Origin of the sequence: Embleya sp. NPDC050493 (genome assembly GCF_044458105.1) — a bacterium.
Classification (GTDB): Bacteria; Actinomycetota; Actinomycetes; order Streptomycetales; family Streptomycetaceae; genus Embleya.
In genome coordinates this window covers 214,959-233,177 of the sequence record NZ_JBITHP010000003.1, presented here as the reverse complement: position 1 = coordinate 233,177, position 18,219 = coordinate 214,959, and the positions used below count along the sequence as shown (strand labels likewise).

The window sequence follows — 18,219 nt, the reverse complement described above, 5'->3', positions numbered from 1 at the left end:
GAAGAGCAGGCTCCGGCCGGTACCGCCGGCGCCGGCCGGGCCACCGCCGAGGAGGGCAGCCGGATGGCAACCGTGAGGGCCGAGAAGACGATGTCGCTGGACGGGTTCATCGCCGACCCGTCGGACGACGTGGCGCACTTGTTCGGGTGGTACTCGAACGGGAACGTGGAGACGCCCGCGCCGGGCGGTGGGATGACGTTCCGCACCTCGGAGGCCAGCGCCCGGCACCTGCGCGAGCTGTTCGTCAACACGGGGGCGGTCGTGACCGGACGCCGGCTGTTCGACCGCACCGACGGGTGGGGCGGCAGCCATCCGATCGGCGTGCCGGTGTTCGTGGTGACCCACCACATACCCCACGGCTGGGTCGACGCGCATCCGGATGCGCCCTTCACATTCGTCACCACCGGCGTGCGGGACGCGGTCGCAGGGGCCCGGGCCGCGGCGGGCGACCTGTCGGTGGGGGTGGGCGGCGCGGACATCGTGCGCCAGTGCCTGAACGCGGGCCTGGTCGACGAGATCGTGGTCAACCTGGTACCGGTGTTGTTGGGCGCGGGCATCCGCTTCTTCGACCATCTCGCCGACACCCCGGTCGAGTTGGCGGCGACCCGGGTGATCGAGGGCCGGCGGGTCACGCACCTGTACTTCCGGGTGGTCCGCCCGACCTGAGGGCGTGTGCCCGCGACTCAGCGCAGCACCGCCGCCAACTCCTCGACGGTGGCCGCCCACGCGTGCGGCGGCGGCGCCGCGAAGCCCACCAGCACGCCCTGTTCCGCGGCCGGCCCGTGCCACAACTCGCGCAGTCCGCGCAGGGCCATCCCGCGCTCCGCGCTGCGCGCCAGCACCCGATCCTCGGCCGGCCCGCCCGCCGGGAAGGTGATCAGCACGTGCAGCCCGGCCGGCACGCCGCACAACCGCAGTACGCCCGCCCGCCGTTCCGCCTCGAACCGGCGCACCAGGTAGGCCCGCCGCCGGCGGTAGCTCAGCCGCGCGGCGCGCACGTGCCGGTCGTAGTCGTGCCGGGCGATCAGGTCGGCCAGGACGAGTTGGCCCAGCCCCTGGGTGTGCCAGTCGGCTCGGAACTTGGCCCGCACCACCGGTTCGACCAGATGCCCGGGCAGCGCCATCCAGGCCAGCCGCAGGCCCGGGCCGAGCGTCTTGGACACCGATCCGCAGTAGGCGACGTGCTCCGGGGCCATGCCCTGGAGCGCGCCGATCGGCTGCCGGTCGTAGCGGAACTCGCCGTCGTAGTCGTCCTCCACGATCAACCCGCCGCTCGCCCGCGCCCACGCGCACATCTCGTGCCGCCGTGCGGGCCGCAGCGGCACGCCGGTCGGGTACTGGTGCGCCGGGGTGAGCACGACCGCGCCCATCGCCGGGTCGACCGGCCGGGGCAGCCGCGCACCCTGGGCGTCCACCGGCAGCGGCAACACCCTCGGCCCGGCGCGGCGGATCACGTCGCGGTAGACGTCGTGCCCGGGGTCCTCCATGCCCACCGCGCGCACCCCGGCCTCGGCCAGCACGCTCGCGAGCAGGCCGGCCGACTGGTAGAAGCCGGACGTGATCACGATGCGGTCGGGCGTGGTCAGCACCCCGCGGGTACGCCCGAGGTGTTCGGCCAGCGCGGTGCGCAATTCCAGCCGACCCTGCGGATCGCCCACCCCGTGCACGTCCGCCGGCGCCGCGGTGGTCAGCACCCGGCGGGTGGACCGCAGCCAGGCCGAGGTCGGGAAGGCGGACACGTCCGGCATGCCGGGTCGCAGATCGAATCGGGGCGCGGCTGGCGCGGACGCACCCTTCCCCGCGTCCCGCGCGGTCGGCTCGGGCAGGTCCGCGACGCGGGTCGCGGCGCCCTGACGCGCGATCAGGTACCCCTCGGCGACCAGTTGGTCGTACGCGGCGGTCACCGTCCCGCGGGCGAAGCCCAACTCGGCGGCCAGCCCGCGCGTGGACGGCAGCGGCGTACCCGGCGCCAGCCGCCCGGCCCGTACCGCCGCCCGCAGCGCGCGCTCCAGGCCGACGCGGCGACCCTCCGCGGTGTCCACCTCGACGTGCAGGTCGATCGCGTCGACCGGGAAACTGGACCAGTCCTCGAACATTTCACTGGATCTTAACGATGGTCCGGTGGCCCGCGTAGCGTCGCCTTCATCGCGGCCCGCTACACCGGAACCACCGCATCCGCCTCCCGCAAGGACTCCCGCATGATCGTGTTCGCGCACCTCAGTGACACCCACCTCGACGGCGGCCCGCACGCGGCCGAGCGCACCCGGGCGGCCATGGCCCACCTGAACGCGCTCCCCCACGACCTGGACGCGGTGTTGGTCACCGGCGACATCGTGGACAACGGCCTGCCCGCCGAATACGACGAGGCGCGGGCCCTGCTGGAGTCCCGGCATCCGGTGCTGATCCTGCCCGGCAATCACGACGTCCGCGGGCCGTTCCGGGTGGGACTGTTCGACGAGCCCGCGACGGACGAGCCGATCAACCGGGTGCACCGCACGGCCGGCGGCGCGGTGTTCGCGCTGTGCGACTCGTCCGTTCCGGGCCGCGCGGACGGCCTGCTGGCCGACGAGACGCTGTCCTGGTTGACCGGTGTGCTGGACGAAACCCCGTCCACCACACCGGTGTTCGTGGCCTTCCACCACCCGCCGGTGGAGTTGGGCAGCCCGGAGATCGACCGGATCCGCCAGTTCGGCGCCGAGCGGCTGGCCGACGTGGTCGCCGGGCGTCCCAACGTGGCGGGTCTGCTGTGCGGGCACGCGCACACCCCGGCGGCCACCACGTTCGCCGGCAAGCCGCTGATCGTGGCACCCGGCGTGGTGTCCACGATCAACCTGCCGTGGGAGCGGGCCGACGACGACTCCCCGTTCGTCGACGCGAAGTTGCCGCCCGCGCTGGCGTTCCACGTGCTCGACGACCGGGGTCGACTGACCACACACTTCCGCACCGTGCTCTGATCGCCCGATAGCGTGCCGCGGTACGCCAACGGAGCGAAGGGGGCGCCGATGTTCGGACGACACCGGCAGGACACGGGGAGCACGGTCGCGGCGGACTTCGCGGTGGGGCCGGTGCGGGTCCGCGCGGCGGCGGGCACCGTGGTGGGCAACAGGTATCGGGCCAACTTCGACGTGCTCGCCCTGGAGTCGGACCTGCGGCTGGCCGCGGTCGCCGACGGCATGGGCGACGGTCCCGGCAGCACGGCGGCCGGGCGGATCACGATGAGCGCGTTCACCACCGCGATCCGCCGGGCCTCGACCGAGGGACCCGGGGCCGGTCCGGCGGCGCTGCGCGCGAGCGTGGCCGGCATCCAGGACCTGGTGCTGGCCGAGGCCGCGGGCCTGACCGGCTTCACCGGATGCACGCTGACCGCGCTGCTCGCCGAACCCGACGTCCCGCCCGGTTCCGACGAGGCCGCCGCGTGGCTGGTCCAGATCGGCGACTCGCGCGCATATCGGCTGCGGGCCGGGCAGTTGGACCTGCTGACGGTCGATCACACCGAGGCGTGGCTGGGCGCGTTGTACGGCTGGTACCCGGCCGACTCGGCGCAGGCCGCCGCCGCGCGCTATCGACTCAGCCGCTACGTCGGCCATCCCGGTCGTCCCGAGCCCGATGTGCTGAACGTGAGCCTGCGGCCGGGTGATGTGTACCTGCTGTGCACCGACGGCGTCGCCGAACAGGTCGACTACCGCCCGCTCGGAGCCCTGTTGGCCGCTCCCGAGGCGCCCACCACGATCGTCCCCCGGCTGCTCGCGGCAACCCTGGAGGCGGGCGGACGGGACAACGCGACCGCGATCGTGTTGTGCGTCGATCGTCGCGCGGATCACCCCGCGGAGAACTCCCCGGCCTGAACGCTCGTCGTCGCCCGCACGTTCGCACCGGGCTCGGCCCGTTCATCGCCACGCACCCGGTGCTCCGCGAGGTGGGCGACCAGGAGTGCGGTCGTCTCGCGCGGTTGCTCGACCGAGGGCAGGTGCCCGGCCCAGGGCAGTTCGACGTGCCGCGCGTTCGGCAGCGACTCGGACAACTCGGCGGCGATCCGGCGGAAGTCCGCCAGGTCGTGCGCGCCGGAGACGACCAGGCACGGCGCGGTGATCGCGGACGGGTCGACGTCGACGTCGGGCACGCTCGGGGCGGACAGGGAGTCGGCGGCGAGCCGTCCGTCGAAGACGTCGCGCTGCATCACGCCCACCTGATAGCGGGTCAGCGCGTCCGCCGAGGGCCCCAACCGGGTGTCCAACACGAACTCCACCGCCCCGGCCACGTCGCCGGCCGCCAGGAGTGCCCGCTCGCGGGCCTCGATCGCGCGCAGCGCCGGGGACGGGGTGTGACCCGGGCGGCCGGCGCACAGCAACACGAGCGAGTCGACCCGATCGGGTCGGCGGGCGGCGAGTTCCAGCGCCACGGTGCCGCCGTCGGACGCGCCGACCAGGGTCGCGCGGGCGATCCCGAGCGTGTCGAGCAGGTCGAGCACGTCGTCCGCGTCGCGCCGCGGGTCGGTGGTGGGCGGCGTGCGTCCGAAGCCGGCCAGGTCCGGCCGCACGACCCGGTACCCGGCGTCGACCAGCACGGACCATTGGGGATCCCACATCCGCCGGTCGCAGACCGACGAGTGCAACAACACCACGACCGGCCCGGCACCGTCCCCGTCATGCGCAAGCGTCATGCCGCCGACTGTAGTGGCCTGCCCGACCCGGACGACCGGTTCTCGGCCGGCGCGCGACTCCCTCCCGGTGGCGGATTCCAGGCTTCGCGGTGCTCCGTGCGAGGATTTCCGAACGTGCGGTAGCCCCCACCGAGCGAAGGACGAGCGCGATGCGCGACGAGAAGATCAGCGAATACCTGGACCGCCTCGCCGACCGGGTACCGGCGCCGGGGGGCGGGGCCGCCGCCGCGCTGCACGCGGCACAGGCGGCCGCGCTGCTGGGGATGGTCGCCCGGTACACCACCGGCGACAAGTACGCCGAGCACGCCTCCTCGATCACCGAGGTGATCGCGCTCACCAACGAACTGCGGGCGGTGGCACTGCGGTTGGCCGAAGAGGACGCGGCCGCGTTCACCGCGGTGACCGAGGCGTACAAGCTGCCCCGGGACACCGAGGAGGCCAAGGCCGTGCGCTCGGCCACGATCGCCGCCGCACTGGTCGGCGCGGCCAAGCCGCCGGCCGAGGTGCTCGTGGTGGCCGCCGCGTGCATCGAACTGGCCGAAAAGCTGCTGCCGATCGGCAATCCCAACGTGATCACCGACGTGGCGGCGGCGGCCGAGGCGGCGCGGGCGGCGGCGACCACCGCACGGGTGAACATCGAGATCAACCTCGGCGGGATCCGGGACGAGCAGGCCCGCACCGAACTCACCACGCAGGCCACGCGGGTGGACGGCCTCGCCACGCGCGCCGATCAGATCACCGCGGCCGTGCGCAAGGAGATCGTCCGATGACCGCGACCGTGCTCTCCGGCAAGGACCTCGCCGCCGCGATCCGCGCCGAGACGGCCACCCGGGCCGCGCTGCTCGCCGAGGCGGGATCCCCGGTCACCCTCGCGGTCGTGGTGGCCACGGCCGACGAGTCCAGTGCGTGGTACGTGCGTTCGATCGCCGGAGCCGCCGCGAAGGTCGGCATCACGTGCGACGTGGTCGACCTGGGCGCGGACGCGACCGTGCAGGCGATCCGCGGCACGTTGGAGGCGCTCGGCGCGGACGACGGTGTGCACGGGATCATCCTGCAGACCCCGCTGCCGGCCGGCGCGTCCCTGGAGGACCTGGCCGGCGCGATCGCCTTCGGCAAGGACGTGGACGGCGCCAACCCGCTCTCGCTCGGCCGACTGGCCGCCGGACTGCCCGCGTTCGCTCCGGCCACGGCCGAGGCGGTGGTGGCGATCCTGGATCACCACGGCATCGAACTCGCCGGCCGGCACGTCGCGGTGGTCGGCCGTTCGACGGTGGTCGGCAAGCCCGCCGCGCACCTGCTCCTGGACCGCAACGCCACGGTCACCATCTGCCACTCGCGGACCAAGGACCTGGCCGGCCTGACCTCGACGGCGGACGTGCTGGTCGCCGCGGTCGGCCGACCCGGGCTGATCACCGCCGCGCACGTCGCGCCCGGCGCGGTCGTGGTCGACGTGGGCACCAACCCCACCGCCGACGGCGGCCTGGTCGGTGACGTGGACGCGACGTCCGTGGCAGCGGTGGCCGGCGCGCTCACCCCCGTGCCGGGCGGCGTGGGACCGGTGACGACGGCGCTGCTGCTGAGCCACACGGTGCGCGCGGCGGCATCGCCCTGAGTCGTGGGCGTGGGCCGTGGGCCTGGGCCATGAGGCCATGACCCCGGCCTGCGGCCGGTGTCGTCGAACGCCGGACGGGCTGATCGACGCTCGGCTCGCCCGTTGTGCACGAGGCAGCACGAGGCATCACGAGGCGGCACGAGGCCGCCGGTTCGAGGATCGACACCGGGTGCGTTGCGGTTCGGGTCGGGGTCGGCCCGGGTCGGGGTCGGCCCGGGGCGTCGAAAGGTCACCAGCGGGCGATGCGGCGGCCGTCTCGTTCGTGCCAGCGGCCCGGGAGGTCGATGATCTCGGCGCCGGCGGCGCGCAGGCGTTCGGCCGTGGCCCGGGCCCGTTCCGGATCGAGGGCGAACACCCACGGACCCGGTATCAGCACCGTCCGCACCACGCCGGCAATCACGTTGGCCAGCAGGTTCTCCAACTCCGGCTGCTTCTCGCGCGAGGAGACGCCGTTGTCCAGACACACCACCGGCCGGCTCAGCCCCAGGCCCTGCGCGTACGCGGTCAACGCGTTGCGATGGGCGGCCATCTCCCAGGGGTCACGGGGATAACACCGCAGGTAGGCGACGGGCGCGCCGACGTACGGAGGGGAGACGGTCGTCATGGCGACTGATTCCTTTCCGGCGATCGGCACGGACCCGCGGTCCCGCCTGGGCGCCAGTCAACACCGTTCGACCCGAAAGGTCTATACCAATATTGTCATCTCGGGGTAACTCCCGGGGACCGGCCGGCCGCGCCCTCCGCGCGGGCCCGTTCGCCGGCCCGAAGACGTACCGTGAACAGATGAGCACCAACGATCCGGGCGGCCCCGGTGGAGGGGGTGCCACCCCGTCCGGGCCGGTTCCGTCCCAGCGCCGTCGACGCAAGCGCTACTTCGTGATGATGGGCATCTGCCTGCTGCTGTTCCTGCTCGCCGGCACGGTGGTCTACCGCTGGTCGTTCCCGGCCGCCGCGGGCATGACCATCGTCGCGATGGCGATCCCGCCCTTCGCGGTGATCGTGGCCAACCGTCGCGAGCGCGGCGACCGCTGGTGGGACGAATAGTCCCTGCGGTCACGATGCCGTCCGGTCGTCGATTGCGAGTCGCGGGTCACGGGTCACGGGTCACGGAATCGTCCCGACGCGGTGACAACCGCGCGGACGACGAACCGCGGCAACTGCCCGGCCCGTCCCAGGTATCGACTCGCGATCGCGCGGGCGAGGGGGAGGGTGGCCGAGATGCCCATCGATTCGGGTATGCAGGCGGCGCGGCAGGCTCGGGCGTTCCGGAACGACGTCGACCGGCGGGTCTTCCGGGAGCAGATGTCCGCCGCCGATCAGCGGCGCCGACGCAGCGGGCGTTCGGGCGTCGGCGGCGTGCTCCTGCTGCCGGTGGTGATCTGCGCGGTGATCCTCGCCGCGAAATACCCCGACCAGGCAAACGACTTGGTCGACCGGGCCCGGCCGGTGTTGGACCTGGTCCTCGGCCCGCTCGACGACCTGGGCTGACCCGACCGCGACACCGACGCGGAGCCGCGGTCCCGGATCGGCCGACCGGGCAAGGGCGCGCCGTACCGGCCCGGTTCGAGGAAAGCCGGACAACCGGGCAGTAGGGTCGGTGCCCGAGCCGCGGGTGCCGTGCGGCCGTCGAACGCGGAGCCGGACCGTCGGGCCTTCGGGCCGGGAGAGGACGTCGTCATGGGACCAGTCATCGCGGTCACCGGAGCGAGCGGGCAGATCGGCGGCCGGGTCGCCCGCCGGCTCGCCGAGGCCGGCACGGCGCAGCGTCTGGTGGGTCGGGATCCGTCCCGGCTGCCCGAGTTCGACGGTGCGGTGCACGCCCCGCCCGCGTCGTACGGCGACGCGGCGGCGATGCGGCGGGCCCTGGACGGGGCGGACACGCTGTTCCTGGTCTCGGCCCGCGAGAGCGCCGATCGGGTCCGTGAGCACATCTGCGCCGTGGACGCCGCGGTCGCGGTCGGCGTCCGGCGGATCGTCTACGTGTCGTTCCAGAGCGCGGCGCCGGATGCGACGTTCACGTTCGCGCGCGACCACTGGCACACCGAGCAGCACATCCGGGACACCGGGCTGCGGCACACGTTCCTGCGCGACAGTCTGTACCTGGCCGTACTGCCCGCCATGGTCGGCGCCGACGGGACCATTCGCGGCCCGGGCGGGCAGGGGCGGGTCGCGGCGGTGGCGCACGACGACATCGCGGACGCGGCGGCGGCCGTACTGCTCGGCGGCGACGCGCACGACCACCTCACCTACGACCTCACCGGTCCCGAGGCGATCACCCTCGCGGAGGCGGCGGCCGAGCTGACCCGCTTCACCGGGCGGCTGATCGAGTACGTCGCGGAATCCCGGGACCAGGCCTACGCCTCCCGCGCGCGGTACAACGCGCCGGCGTGGGAGATGGCGGGCTGGGTGACCTCGTACGAGGCGATCGCCACCGGCGAGATGGCCAAGGTCTCCACCGCGGTCCCGATGCTGACCGGCCGGCCCGCGCAGAACCTGGCCGGCTACCTGACCACCCATCCGCAGTCCTGGGAGCACCTCAAGGCGTAGGACCCGCCCCGGTGTCACCGGTGCCCGGGCCCGGGCCCGGCTCGGCGACTCCCCCGACCGGCCGTGCCCGGGTGCGGCCGGCTCCCGGGCCGGGTCTGCTGGGGCCATGCATCCCAAACACCCGATCATCGAGCTGACCGAGCTGCTGATGCGCGAGACGGACCTGCCGCAGGATCGTGCGAATGCCCTGGTGCAACGCATCTGGGACGCGGGGGTGGCCGAGGGCACCCGCCGGATGACCGAGGATCTCGCCGCCGCCAACCGGGAGGCCGAGGAACTGCGCCGCGCGCTCGACGACGAGTAGCCGGGACCCGGGAGAGTCCTGCTGCGGTACGCCGAAGGCGTGGTGTCCCCGCTCGGGGCCGGACCGGGACACCACGCCGGTGTGCGGCGCGGGCCGCGCCCCCGGGACCGTTCTCCATCCCGCGTCGGGCTCCGCGGCGCCCGGGGCCGTGCGTCGGCGTGCCGAAAAACGCGCGCATGGTTCTCTTCGGGTGTTTCACCGAGGCGGCGAGGTGAGCGCAGCGAGGAGCCCGAAGGGGGCGTGCCGGGCGTCCGGCGTCGCGGTGCTCGGCGAGGGTGGAGGACGGCCCGTGAGCGCAGGACAGCCCCTACAGCGGCAGCGTGCCCGCGAGCGGGTTGACGGCGTTCAGGTTGTTCAGGCCGTCCGGGTAGACGGCGCTCGGGACGCCGGCGACCCGGCCGGTGTTCGGCGTCGGTTCCTGCGCATGGGCGGCGGAGGCGCCGCAGGACACGGCGAGGGCGGTGCCGACCAGGGCGGCGGTGGCGAGGCGCTTGATCATGTCCCGCCCAACGAGACCGCGTGCACTTGGTCACCGCGGCGCCCGCCGAGACGTCCCGGTTCACCTGTTCGGCGTTCGTAGTCCGCCGCGGCACCGGGAACAGGAGCACCGACCCGGAGGAGGGGTGCCGATGGCGGAGCACCGGAACCGGCCGCCCGGCAGCGCGGCCCGATGATCCACGACGGTCGGCTGCCGATGAGCCTGGCGTTCGCGTCGCTGCTGCTCACCTTCCTGGTGACGCGGACGATCACCCGACTGATCCGGGCCGGCCGCGGTCCCTTCCACAACATCGGCAGCGGCGGTGTGCACATCCATCACGTGGTGCCCGGCATCGTGCTCGCCCTGATCGGCGGCTTCCTCGCGGTCGGCAGCGGCGAATACCTGGTCGCCCGGTCGATCGCGGGCGTGCTGCTCGGGATCGGCGCGGGGCTGGTGCTGGACGAGTTCGGGATGATCGTGCACCTGTCCGACGTGTACTGGACCGAGCAGGGCCGGATCTCGATCGAGGCCACCGTGTTGGCCACCGCCGCGGTCGGCCTGGCCGCGAGCGGCTTCGTGCCCTTCGACGCGACGCCGGACGGCCACACCCTCGACGATCTGGTGGCCTGGTCGATCGTGCTGCTGCTCGATGTGGTGATGGCCGCGATCACCTTCGCCAAGGGCAAGGTCGGCACCGGCGTGATCGGCGTGTTCATCCCGATCGTCAACATCGTCGCGGGGATCCGGCTGGCCCGACCCGGCTCGCCGTGGGCCCGGCGGTACTACCGCGACAAGCCCCGCAGGCTGCGTCGCGCCACCGCGCGGGCGGCCCGTCGCGATGCCCGTTGGAAGCCGATCCGTCGCCGCTTCGAGGACACCATCGCCGGCCGGCTGGTGGCCGCGCCCGCACCCATGCCCGTGGCGCCGAACCCCGAGCCCCGGGCGCGACGCGAGGTCGACGGCGCCCGACACACCTGGCGCCGCGAGCGGGCGGGCTCCGGGTGAGTGGGTACGGCACGCGCCGGGCACCGCGCGGACGCACACCTGGGCCGGGTCCGGCGGATCCTGGTGGATGAGGTCGCGTCGTCCCGTGCCGTGGCTCGGCGTGCCGCAGAAGCAGCCGCATGGTGGTTCCATTCGGCTGTTTCGCCGGTGCGGCGAGGTGCGGTGCCGGGCGACGCGGCCCCACCAGGATCCGCCGGACACGGCCTGGCCCGCCGTCCGGGATCTCCGCTCTCCCGCCGGCACGCCGACGAACGATCGACCGTCCGGGGGCGGATCCGGCCGCCCTCGACGCCCCGCGCCCGGACGACCGCGCGGATCACCGACCCGGAGTCGCCCCCGCGGCCCCGGGCCCGCCCGCCGGTCGTTGGCGTGCGGCCAGCACCGCGATGTCGTCCTCCGGCTTGTCGGTGACCATGCGCGCGATCAGCGTGTCCACCAGACGCACCAGCGGGGTCTCGGCGCTCAGTCCCACCCGGGTCAGCCGCTGGAGCGATTCGCCGATGTCCTCGCCCCGGCGCTCGATCAGGCCGTCGGTGTACATCACCAGGACCCGCTCGGGTTCGCTGCGCCGGCGCACCGAGGTGTAGCCGCCGAACCCGGTGCCCAACGGCGGTCCCACGGGGACGTCGACGAGTTCGGCCGCGTCGCCCGGGCCGACCAGCAGCGGCGGGAGGTGGCCGGCGCTGGCGAAGGTGACCGTGCCCGCCGCCGGGTCGACCAGGACCAGCAGGCAGCTGGCCACCCGTTCGATCCCCGCCTTGGTACTGGTGCGATCCACCGCGGCCAGGATCTCGTGCGGCTCCAGGTCGGAGCGCGCCTGCACCCGCAGCAGCGCCCGGAACTGGCTCATCTCCACCGCGGCCTGCACGCCGTGTCCCATCACGTCGCCGACCGCGAGCAGCGTGCGGCCGCCGCTGAGCGCGACCGCGTCGTACCAGTCGCCGCCGACCTCGACGCTGCTGCCCGCGGGCCGGTAGCGCGAGGCCAGTTCGATGTCCGGGTGCGGCGCGTCCGGGGCGGCCAGCAGCGCGTGCTGGAGGGCGAGTGCGATGTCGTGCTCGTGCGCGTAGCGGCGGGCGTTGTCCACGCTGATCGCCCCGCGCCGGGCCAGGTCCCGGGCCAGCACCACGTCCTCGGTGGAGAACGCCTGCGCCACGCCGTGCCGGGCCAGGGTGACCATGCCGATCGCGCTGCCCCGGGCCACCAGCGGCAGCGCCACGATCGAGTGCAGGCCGACCGAGCGGAAGATGTCGACCCGGTCGGGGCTGGACACCTCGCGGGCCAGTTCCTCGTCGCTGACCCGGTTGACCACCACCGGGCTGCGCTCGCTCAGCGCGCGCGGCACCATCGAGCCCTGCTGGTAGTCCACGTTCTCGCCGGGCCGACGCAGGATCGCGGCCTGCTCGGCCATCCCCGGCCGATGCGACAGCGCGGCACGCCACATCCGCACCATGTCCTGCGGCGCGTGCGGGGTGCCGTTGGCGCCCTCGACCGCGAACACGTCCACCGCGGCCACGTCGCCGAGCTCGGCGACGAAGAGTTCGGCCAGTTCCTCGCAGGTCTCCACCAGGTCGAGGGTGGTGCCGACCCGGGTCGCGGCCGCGTCCAGGAAGGCCAGCCGGCGGCGGGCCGCGTCCAGTTCCATCTGGGTGCGGCGGGACTCGGAGACTTCGAGGATGACGCCGGCCAGGCCGACCACCTCGCCCTCGTGCTCCAGGCGGTGGTAGGCGCCGTGCCACCAGCGGCGGTCGCGCGGGCCCGCGTGGGTGATCCCGGTGGAGGTGGCCTCGCGGGCCACGCCGTCGCGGAGCACCGCGCGCAGGATCTCCTCCTGGGCGTCCACGTCCGGGAGCACCTGGCCGATGGTCCGGCCCAGGTGCTCCTCGGCGGAGATGCCGTTCATCCGGGCCAGGGCCGGGTTGACGTAGAGGTAGCGAAGGCCCGGGCTCATCACCGCGACCGCGGCGCGGGTGCCGTCCAGGAGACCCTGCAGCACCGCGTACGCGCCGGCCTCGCGCGGGTCGCTGCCGTTCGCCCCGACCAGGCGTGCCACCGCACCGGTCACGGCGTCGACCTCCGGCACCGTCATCGGCGGGTCCGCATACTCGTCCAGCGCCACGCCTGTCCTCTCCAGCCCCGGGTCCCGTGAGGCGCCCGGCCCCCGGAAGCCGACCTTCGGGTTCCAGTCTGGGCCACGGCAACCCGAACGCGCGAGCGGCAGGCCGCAGTGCGTTACACCATCGTGGCCAGGATCTCCTCGACCATAGCCATGGTGGTACCCGGATGCAGGAAGGCAAAGCGGGCCACCGTCTCGCCCTCCCAACCGGTGGGCGTGACGAAGCCGACCTGGCCGGCGAGCAGCCGGTGCGACCACTCCAGGTAGTCGTCGGCGCTCCACCCGGTGCGGCGGAACAGCACGGCGGACAGCTCCGGGTCGCGGATCAGTTCCAGGTGCGGGGTGGCGCGGATCAGCTCCGCGGTGTCCCGGGCCAGGGTGAGCGCGACTTCGATCGCCTCGGTGTACGCGTCGGTGCCGTGCACCGCGAGCGAGAACCACAACGGCAGGCCGCGGGCCCGCCGGGTGAGGTGGTAGGCGTAGTCGGTCGGGTTCCACTCCTCGGGCGCGTCGGTGTGCAGGACGTCGAGGTAGGACGCGTCCTGGGTGTGCACGCCGCGGGCCGGGGCCGGGTTGCGGTACACCAGCGCCGCGCAGTCGAACGGCGCGAACAGCCACTTGTGCGGGTCGACCACGAAGGAGTCGGCCAGTTCGATCCCGTCGTAGCGGGCGCGCACGCTGGGCGCGAGCAGGCCCGCGCCGCCGTAGGCACCGTCCACGTGGAACCACAGGTCGCGCTCGCGGGCGACCGCGCCGATCCCGGCCAGGTCGTCGATGATGCCCGCGTTGGTGGTGCCGGCGGTGGCGACCACGCCCACCACGTCGTCCGCGTCCGGATCGGCGGCCAGGGCGGCGCGCAGCGCCTCGCCGGTGAGGCGGTGGTCGGTGGTCTTCACCACGAGCGGTTCCATGCCGATGATGTGCAGCGTGTTGCCGATCGAGGAGTGCGCCTGGTCGCTGACCGCGATCCGCAGACGATCCCGGGCGGTGGCGCCGGTACGCCGCCGGCCCATGTCCCGGGCGACCACGAGTGCGGACAGGTTGCCCGCCGAACCGCCGCTGACGAAGCACCCGCCGGCGCCCGCGGGCAGTCCGGCCAGGTCCGCGATCAGGCGCAGCACCTGGTTCTCGGCGGCCACCGCGCCGGCCGCCTCCAGCCAGGAGATGCCCTGGAGGGACGCGCACGAGACGACCATGTCGAACAGCAGCGCGGCCTTGGTCGGCGCGGCCGGGATGAAGGACAGGAAGCGCGGGCTGTCGCAGGAGATGACCGCGGGCGCGAGTTGGTCGGCGTAGACCGACATCACCTCGCTCGGGTCGTTGCCGTGCGCGCCGATCAGGCCGTCCAGCGCGCGGTCGAGCTTGTCCTTGCGCCCGGGGTGGTCCAGCGGCACCGGGTCCAGGGCGAGCCGCTCCCGCATGTAGTCGAAGACCAGGTCGGCGAGAGCGGGATCGTACCGGTGCATGCGCATGTGGGCTCGGCAATCTCTCGGCGCGTTCGGGCGAGGCACCCGCGCAGGGTTGGGTGCCCGCGGGGAGGGCGTTTCCCCCGCGGGTGGCGTTCTCACGAAAGCCGGATGAGGATGCCGGGTCGGTCTGCACCGGCAGTTCAAACCCTACGTACATGCGTGCGATCGGGCCAAGAGGTCGATCTTGCGCGCCGACGCCGATCTATTGCGTCTCCACTCCCTGCCAGGCTGTTCCGTTGCGCCTGACCAGCCTGGAAAGCACGACACAGCTCTTCGAACGCACCACGAAGGGCTCTGCGGCGATCCGCTCCAGGACCCGCTCGAAGTGCTGCACGTCGGCCGCGAGCAGGTGGACCACCGCGTCCGCATCGCCGGTGACGGTGCTGGCCGAGACCACCTCGGGGAACTTCGCCAGCGCCTTGCCGATCTCGCTCGGCGAGGTGCGCCCGACGCAGTACAGCTCGACGAACGCCTCGGTGGTCCAGCCGAGCGCGGCGGGCTCGACCGACGCGGAGAAGCCGGTGATCACGCCGGCGGCGAGCAGCCGATCCACCCGCCGCTTGACCGCGGACGCGGACAGGCCGACCCGCGTGCCGATCTCGGCGTAGGTCGAGCGCGCGTCGTCGATGAGCGCGGTGATGATTCGGCTGTCCAACGGGTCCAGCGCCATCGATCGGGTCTCCTGGGTGCGGGTCGAACGGGTCGAACGGGTCGGGCGGGTCTGGCGGGGTTCGGGGCGGCGGGGGCGGGCGGACGGGGCACAGTGACGGTAGCCCACCGGGGCTTGGGTGCGGGGCTGTTGTGGGGCTGCTGCGTGGCCGGCTCGGGTTGTCGGGAGTCACGGGGAGTCGCGGGGAGTCGCGGGGAGTCGCTGAGGGACGCTTGGGGCCGAGACGCGGGCTCCGGGTTGCGGCCGTTGGTGCGGTGGTCGTTGCGCGGCGGTGATCGTTGCGCGGCCGTGGTCGTTGCGCGGCCGTGGTCGTTGCGCGGCCGGATCCGGGCGATGTCGTCGGCGGCGACGCGGGCGGGGTGTGTGCGGGCTTGCCTCGCCGGCGGGCCGAGGCAAAAAAGGGCGAGCGCGGATTGTGGACGTCCCCGCAGAATCTGGTGGACGGCGAACTGATCGTTCGAAGCTGCCGCGCGCTCCGGTGGGCCGGGCGGGGCGGCGGGCGAGGGACTGCAACCGGCCGGAGGTTCCGCATTCGGACGGGGCGAATTGCCTGCGAGCGGGGCGAGTTGCCTCGGCAGAGTCGGCTGACGGTGATTCAGGTGACGGACGGTGGGGTGAGGGCGGACGGCCGAGTCGATCGGCCCGGCGCGATCGGCCCGGCTCGATCGACCCGGAACGGGTGGTGGCGTGTGGCGACGAACCGTCTGGCGCGAGGGGTCCTCTTCGTGGCGTGTACGGGCAGCTCCGCACGGTCCGCCCGCGCATAGCGTGAGGTGAGCCCGGCCCGGGCCCGCGAACGCGGGCCGGCGTCGGAGTACCGACAGAGGAGACGAGAAGAATGAGTATCAAGGTCGCAGTGATCTATCACGACACCGCCGAGTGCGTTCGGGCGTTGGCCGACGCGGTGGCGGCGGTCGCCTGGAACACCGGCGCCGAGGTGCGGTTGCGCAGACTGCCCGAGCCGACGCCGGACCGGCCACCGACCGACGCGAAGGCCGATCCACCGGCGACGACGCGGGATCTGACCTGGGCCGACGTCGTGGTGCTCGGCGCCCCGGCCCGGGACGGCGACGTCGTCGCGCTGTTGCGCCGGCTCGCCGACTCCGCCACCGCGCCGGCGACCGCGCCGGCCGCGCACGAGATGCGGGACGAATGGGAACGCCGCACCGAGCAAAAGGTGTTCGGCGTGTTCGTCACCGCGCCCGCCCCCGGTACGTTGCACGGCGGCCTGATGCGCAGCTTCGGCATCGTCTACCGGCCCGTAACCGGCGATTCGACCAGCCGACCGAAGCACTCGGTCGCCGCACCCACCCCCGCATCCCCACCCGCCGGCGGCACGGAGGACCCGACGATGCTCTCCTTCGACCTGGCCCGGACCCAGACCCGCCGCTGCGTCGAGATCGCAGCGACGCTCCGCGCCGAACGGACCCTGACGGTCTGAGCATGCCGAAGCGCCAGGGCGGGGGTTGCCGCGCGTGGGGGCCGGTCGAGGCGAGGCGGGAGGCAGCGTACGTGAGTCGAGCGACAGAACAGGGGCTGCCGCACGTCGAGTCGAGGCAGGTCGAGGGGCGACGGGAGGGGCGTTGGTCGAGCGGCAGAACAGGGGCTGCCGCACGCGGGCGACGAGTCGACCTCGTCCCCCACGGTGAGAAGCGCGATGTCGTGCTTCATGCAGTGGGATCCCCGTAGTCGGCGTAGAACCGCAACGCGCTCGGGGTCGGACCGCTGCGTTGGGCGAAGACCCCGATCGGCATCAGTTCGGAGTTCGGCACCCCGCCATCGTCGGACGTCAACCGGCTCGAAGGTCAACACGGACCAGGCGTGTTCCCTGACACGATCTACCGAGGCTCGACCCGCCCGCGTCGACCCGCCAACCGACTCGACGGCATCCTGTACGGCTGCCTCGAAACCGTTGCACCGTACGACGAGGCGACGGCTCGGGCCCAGCGAACCCACACACTCGCCGCGCGACGCTACAGCTCGGGCAACCGGTGTTGGAGGGGACCCGACGTCGGCTGCCCCCGGAACGGACGTCAGATGTCCGTTCGTTACGACGGGGGGATCGCGTCCATGAGGATTTCGTCCACGCGCTTGCCCGCCCACACAGCACTGCGGCGACGGTGGCCGATGAGCTGGAATCCGGCTCGGGTGTAGGCGCGGATGCCGGCGACGTTGGGCTCCAGAACGGTCAGGTACACGTTCTCCAAGCCCGCGTCCTCGAAGGCGAAGTCGAGAACAAGGCGCGTCGCGGGAGCGGCGAGCCCCCGCCCTCGACCTTCCTCGCCCAGGGTGACGAGGTACTCCGCCGCCGCGACAGGACGGTCGATCGACAGAGTCGCTGTGCCAACCGGCAAAGGGCCGCCGGTGCGATCCTGGCGAGCCGGGTCGTAGATCGTGAAGTGCGCGTTGTCCCCCGCGATCATGACGTCGAGGCCCGCGCGCAGCCTTTCGCGCGTCTCGGGATCAACGCGGCCGTTGCCCCTCATGGACACGGGATCGTTGGTCCAACGCAGGTACACGTCCAAGAGATCGCGGCGCAGTGGGCCGATGGCGATGGTGTCCGTGGAGCGGAGTAGGTCGGGGCCGGTCAGGTGCGCGATGGTGATCGCCTCCCGGGGATACGCAGGACGGTGGTGTAGGCAGCGGTGTCCGCCGGTTCGTCGACGGGCTCCCCGGAGTCAGTGTGCTCGATCCACGCGTGCAGGCGGACTGGATCGGGTGCGATGCCCTGGCACCAGGTTGCCGAGTGTCCCCGGAGCGCGAGCAATACCATCGCGGCGGTCGCCTGTTCCAGGCACACCGCTCGGGCGGGGCACCATCTGGCGGCGCGCCGGACGGCGTCGACGGATTCGGCGGCGGTCGCCGGATCCGCAAAGGGCGCATGCCGAAGCGCGTTCCAATGGGCCACGGCACGCACGGCTTTCAGGTGCCGGTCAAAGTATCGGTGGTGTGAGCCGCATCGGGTGATGGTCAGCACGGCAGCCATCACGAGGAAGGCCGTGGCGCGGAGTGCCCGTCGGCTCGGTGGGTGCTTGGGTAGCGCGACCGGAGCGGTTTGGCTGCCCCAACTCGGGCCGGGGTCCAGCCCCACGATGAGCGCCGGCCAGGGCGCGGGGCGGGTGGTGGTGGTGGTGGTGAGAAAACCTGCGGCGGTCAGCGCTCGGGTGAGCCCTGTCGCCTCGGTGGCGGAGAGGTTCGCGGCGCGTGCGGCCGCGGCGGGATCTCCGGTCGATGCGAGGGTGCGCCACCAGGTGGCGGCGGGTTCCATCAGGGTTTGGACCATGCCGTCACGGGTGTCCATGAGCACGACGATGCCGGGCATGCCGGGCCCGGCGAATTCCACGGCGTGGGTGTGCCG

General features: G+C 73.2%; 20 protein-coding genes. 11 read left to right on the top strand and 9 right to left on the bottom strand.

The window, feature by feature from the left end; genetic code table 11:
* The first annotated feature begins 63 nt into the window (after nucleotides 1-63).
* Nucleotides 64-666, top strand: coding sequence for a dihydrofolate reductase family protein (locus ACIBM5_RS07815; RefSeq protein WP_396005942.1), 603 nt, complete (start codon nucleotides 64-66; stop codon nucleotides 664-666).
* Nucleotides 667-683: 17 nt separating this feature from the next.
* On the opposite strand, the gene ACIBM5_RS07810 is transcribed toward ACIBM5_RS07815, so the two are convergent.
* Nucleotides 684-2,096 (bottom strand): PLP-dependent aminotransferase family protein, encoded by a 1,413-nt coding sequence (locus ACIBM5_RS07810; protein WP_396005941.1) that lies wholly within the window; start codon nucleotides 2,094-2,096, stop codon nucleotides 684-686.
* Between the two features lie 102 nt (nucleotides 2,097-2,198).
* Between ACIBM5_RS07810 and ACIBM5_RS07805 the strand changes: the two genes are divergently transcribed.
* Nucleotides 2,199-2,954, top strand: a complete 756-nt coding sequence (locus tag ACIBM5_RS07805) for a metallophosphoesterase (RefSeq protein WP_396005940.1) — start codon at nucleotides 2,199-2,201, stop codon at nucleotides 2,952-2,954.
* Between the two features lie 48 nt (nucleotides 2,955-3,002).
* Entirely contained in the window at nucleotides 3,003-3,845 is an 843-nt protein-coding gene (locus tag ACIBM5_RS07800; RefSeq protein ID WP_396005939.1) for a PP2C family protein-serine/threonine phosphatase, read from the top strand.
* Here the strand turns inward: ACIBM5_RS07800 and ACIBM5_RS07795 are convergent.
* The gene (locus tag ACIBM5_RS07795; RefSeq protein WP_396005938.1) at nucleotides 3,818-4,660 is read right to left on the bottom strand and encodes an alpha/beta fold hydrolase; all 843 of its coding nucleotides are present in this window, start codon (nucleotides 4,658-4,660) and stop codon (nucleotides 3,818-3,820) included. The two genes, ACIBM5_RS07800 and ACIBM5_RS07795, sit on opposite strands and share 28 nt — an antisense overlap.
* Nucleotides 4,661-4,809: 149 nt before the next feature.
* On the opposite strand from ACIBM5_RS07795, the gene ACIBM5_RS07790 reads away from it, so the two are divergent.
* On the top strand, nucleotides 4,810-5,430 hold the full coding sequence (locus ACIBM5_RS07790; RefSeq protein WP_396005937.1) for a cyclodeaminase/cyclohydrolase family protein: 621 nt from the start codon (nucleotides 4,810-4,812) through the stop codon (nucleotides 5,428-5,430).
* Nucleotides 5,427-6,272: a bifunctional 5,10-methylenetetrahydrofolate dehydrogenase/5,10-methenyltetrahydrofolate cyclohydrolase gene (locus ACIBM5_RS07785; RefSeq protein WP_396005936.1), complete on the top strand. Its 846-nt coding sequence runs from the start codon at nucleotides 5,427-5,429 to the stop codon at nucleotides 6,270-6,272. Before ACIBM5_RS07790 ends, ACIBM5_RS07785 begins: the two co-directional genes overlap by 4 nt.
* A 229-nt stretch (nucleotides 6,273-6,501) precedes the next feature.
* Here ACIBM5_RS07785 and ACIBM5_RS07780 read toward each other — a convergent pair whose 3' ends face one another.
* Complete coding sequence (locus tag ACIBM5_RS07780) at nucleotides 6,502-6,876, bottom strand: hypothetical protein (protein ID WP_391584218.1); 375 nt, start codon at nucleotides 6,874-6,876, stop codon at nucleotides 6,502-6,504.
* 179 nt (nucleotides 6,877-7,055) lie between these two features.
* Between ACIBM5_RS07780 and ACIBM5_RS07775 the strand changes: the two genes are divergently transcribed.
* The 4 genes from ACIBM5_RS07775 (at nucleotide 7,056) to ACIBM5_RS07760 (ending at nucleotide 9,123) form a co-directional block, all read left to right on the top strand.
* Entirely contained in the window at nucleotides 7,056-7,316 is a 261-nt protein-coding gene (locus tag ACIBM5_RS07775; protein WP_391584219.1) for a DUF3099 domain-containing protein, read from the top strand.
* A 174-nt stretch (nucleotides 7,317-7,490) separates the two neighbouring features.
* Nucleotides 7,491-7,760 carry a hypothetical protein gene (locus ACIBM5_RS07770; protein WP_396005935.1) on the top strand — a complete coding sequence of 90 codons (270 nt, stop codon included), beginning with the start codon at nucleotides 7,491-7,493 and terminating at the stop codon, nucleotides 7,758-7,760.
* 189 nt (nucleotides 7,761-7,949) lie between these two features.
* Entirely contained in the window at nucleotides 7,950-8,819 is an 870-nt protein-coding gene (locus ACIBM5_RS07765; RefSeq protein WP_396005934.1) for an NAD(P)H-binding protein, read from the top strand.
* Between the two features lie 106 nt (nucleotides 8,820-8,925).
* Complete coding sequence (locus tag ACIBM5_RS07760; protein WP_391584222.1) at nucleotides 8,926-9,123, top strand: hypothetical protein; 198 nt, start codon at nucleotides 8,926-8,928, stop codon at nucleotides 9,121-9,123.
* Between the two features lie 307 nt (nucleotides 9,124-9,430).
* Here ACIBM5_RS07760 and ACIBM5_RS07755 read toward each other — a convergent pair whose 3' ends face one another.
* The gene (locus ACIBM5_RS07755) at nucleotides 9,431-9,622 is read right to left on the bottom strand and encodes a hypothetical protein (protein WP_396005933.1); all 192 of its coding nucleotides are present in this window, start codon (nucleotides 9,620-9,622) and stop codon (nucleotides 9,431-9,433) included.
* 171 nt (nucleotides 9,623-9,793) lie between these two features.
* On the opposite strand from ACIBM5_RS07755, the gene ACIBM5_RS07750 reads away from it, so the two are divergent.
* A complete protein-coding gene (locus ACIBM5_RS07750) occupies nucleotides 9,794-10,606 on the top strand; it encodes a hypothetical protein (RefSeq protein WP_396005932.1) in 813 nt (270 codons plus the stop codon).
* A gap of 316 nt (nucleotides 10,607-10,922) precedes the next feature.
* Here ACIBM5_RS07750 and ACIBM5_RS07745 read toward each other — a convergent pair whose 3' ends face one another.
* The 3 genes from ACIBM5_RS07745 to ACIBM5_RS07735 all read right to left on the bottom strand — a co-directional run bounded on the left by ACIBM5_RS07745 (nucleotide 10,923) and on the right by ACIBM5_RS07735 (nucleotide 14,861).
* The gene (locus ACIBM5_RS07745) at nucleotides 10,923-12,725 is read right to left on the bottom strand and encodes a SpoIIE family protein phosphatase (protein ID WP_391584225.1); all 1,803 of its coding nucleotides are present in this window, start codon (nucleotides 12,723-12,725) and stop codon (nucleotides 10,923-10,925) included.
* A gap of 113 nt (nucleotides 12,726-12,838) precedes the next feature.
* The gene (locus tag ACIBM5_RS07740) at nucleotides 12,839-14,194 is read right to left on the bottom strand and encodes a pyridoxal phosphate-dependent decarboxylase family protein (protein ID WP_396005931.1); all 1,356 of its coding nucleotides are present in this window, start codon (nucleotides 14,192-14,194) and stop codon (nucleotides 12,839-12,841) included.
* Nucleotides 14,195-14,393: 199 nt separating this feature from the next.
* Nucleotides 14,394-14,861: an Lrp/AsnC family transcriptional regulator gene (locus tag ACIBM5_RS07735; RefSeq protein WP_391584227.1), complete on the bottom strand. Its 468-nt coding sequence runs from the start codon at nucleotides 14,859-14,861 to the stop codon at nucleotides 14,394-14,396.
* Nucleotides 14,862-15,699: 838 nt separating this feature from the next.
* On the opposite strand from ACIBM5_RS07735, the gene ACIBM5_RS07730 reads away from it, so the two are divergent.
* On the top strand, nucleotides 15,700-16,302 hold the full coding sequence (locus tag ACIBM5_RS07730; RefSeq protein ID WP_396005930.1) for a hypothetical protein: 603 nt from the start codon (nucleotides 15,700-15,702) through the stop codon (nucleotides 16,300-16,302).
* 607 nt (nucleotides 16,303-16,909) lie between these two features.
* Here ACIBM5_RS07730 and ACIBM5_RS07725 read toward each other — a convergent pair.
* A complete protein-coding gene (locus ACIBM5_RS07725) occupies nucleotides 16,910-17,401 on the bottom strand; it encodes a GNAT family N-acetyltransferase (RefSeq protein WP_396006368.1) in 492 nt (163 codons plus the stop codon).
* Between the two features lie 47 nt (nucleotides 17,402-17,448).
* On the bottom strand, nucleotides 17,449-18,204 hold the full coding sequence (locus tag ACIBM5_RS07720; RefSeq protein WP_396005929.1) for a lasso peptide biosynthesis B2 protein: 756 nt from the start codon (nucleotides 18,202-18,204) through the stop codon (nucleotides 17,449-17,451).
* Nucleotides 18,205-18,219: the final 15 nt, after the last annotated feature.

Excerpts from the sequence above, each read along its gene's own strand:
- ACIBM5_RS07810 (WP_396005941.1), bottom strand. The coding sequence starts at position 2,096 with ATGTTCGAGGACTGGTCCAGTTTCCCGGTCGACGCGATCGACCTGCAC.
- ACIBM5_RS07790 (WP_396005937.1), top strand. The coding sequence starts at position 4,810 with ATGCGCGACGAGAAGATCAGCGAATACCTGGACCGCCTCGCCGACCGG.
- ACIBM5_RS07780 (WP_391584218.1), bottom strand. The coding sequence starts at position 6,876 with ATGACGACCGTCTCCCCTCCGTACGTCGGCGCGCCCGTCGCCTACCTG.
- ACIBM5_RS07815 (WP_396005942.1), top strand. The coding sequence starts at position 64 with ATGGCAACCGTGAGGGCCGAGAAGACGATGTCGCTGGACGGGTTCATC.
- ACIBM5_RS07805 (WP_396005940.1), top strand. The coding sequence starts at position 2,199 with ATGATCGTGTTCGCGCACCTCAGTGACACCCACCTCGACGGCGGCCCG.
- ACIBM5_RS07740 (WP_396005931.1), bottom strand. The coding sequence starts at position 14,194 with ATGCGCATGCACCGGTACGATCCCGCTCTCGCCGACCTGGTCTTCGAC.
- ACIBM5_RS07775 (WP_391584219.1), top strand. The coding sequence starts at position 7,056 with ATGAGCACCAACGATCCGGGCGGCCCCGGTGGAGGGGGTGCCACCCCG.
- ACIBM5_RS07730 (WP_396005930.1), top strand. The coding sequence starts at position 15,700 with ATGAGTATCAAGGTCGCAGTGATCTATCACGACACCGCCGAGTGCGTT.
- ACIBM5_RS07770 (WP_396005935.1), top strand. The coding sequence starts at position 7,491 with ATGCCCATCGATTCGGGTATGCAGGCGGCGCGGCAGGCTCGGGCGTTC.
- ACIBM5_RS07765 (WP_396005934.1), top strand. The coding sequence starts at position 7,950 with ATGGGACCAGTCATCGCGGTCACCGGAGCGAGCGGGCAGATCGGCGGC.
- ACIBM5_RS07750 (WP_396005932.1), top strand. The coding sequence starts at position 9,794 with ATGATCCACGACGGTCGGCTGCCGATGAGCCTGGCGTTCGCGTCGCTG.
- ACIBM5_RS07800 (WP_396005939.1), top strand. The coding sequence starts at position 3,003 with ATGTTCGGACGACACCGGCAGGACACGGGGAGCACGGTCGCGGCGGAC.
- ACIBM5_RS07760 (WP_391584222.1), top strand. The coding sequence starts at position 8,926 with ATGCATCCCAAACACCCGATCATCGAGCTGACCGAGCTGCTGATGCGC.
- ACIBM5_RS07755 (WP_396005933.1), bottom strand. The coding sequence starts at position 9,622 with ATGATCAAGCGCCTCGCCACCGCCGCCCTGGTCGGCACCGCCCTCGCC.
- ACIBM5_RS07785 (WP_396005936.1), top strand. The coding sequence starts at position 5,427 with ATGACCGCGACCGTGCTCTCCGGCAAGGACCTCGCCGCCGCGATCCGC.
- ACIBM5_RS07795 (WP_396005938.1), bottom strand. The coding sequence starts at position 4,660 with ATGACGCTTGCGCATGACGGGGACGGTGCCGGGCCGGTCGTGGTGTTG.
- ACIBM5_RS07735 (WP_391584227.1), bottom strand. The coding sequence starts at position 14,861 with ATGGCGCTGGACCCGTTGGACAGCCGAATCATCACCGCGCTCATCGAC.